General features: G+C 68.0%; 1 pseudogene. It reads left to right on the forward strand.

Annotated elements, in window-relative coordinates:
* A pseudogene (locus AC1DQC_RS20330) lies at positions 1-350 on the forward strand (branched-chain amino acid ABC transporter substrate-binding protein); the annotation flags it as partial.
* Positions 351-507: the final 157 nt, after the last annotated feature.

The raw sequence follows: 507 nt of genomic DNA on the forward strand, positions 1-507 counted from the left end.
GCGTCACCGCGACCTTCAGCTCCGGCGACGGCTCCAACGACCCCGAGTTCGTCAAGCAGGCCGGCAGCGCGGCGCAGGATGCCGTCCTGACCTGCCCCTGCATCCCGGCGCCGCCCGCACTGGCCACCGAGTACCAGGAGTTCAACGGCCAGGCCCCGGGCGTGTACTCGGTGGAGGGCTACGACCTCACCACGATCATGCTCACGGCCATCGACTCCGGCGTGAAGGACCGCGCCGCGATGCTGGAGTTCGTCAAGGCCTACGACGGCCAGGGCGTCGGCAAGCGGTACCAGTGGAACCCGCAGGGCGAGCTGTCGAACGCCCTGATCGAGATCTACAAGGTCAACTGACCCACCGCGACGGTCCGAGAGAGGCCCGATGAGTGCGATCGCCCTCGCCGAGACGGCGACCCTGTACGCCGGCAACATCGACTTCAACGTCGAGGCGCTGACCCGTAGCTTCTGGCAGCTCACCGTCGACGGGCTGAGCTACGGCGCCATCTACGCG

The sequence above is a fragment of the Cellulomonas sp. P4_H12 genome (assembly GCF_056400905.1).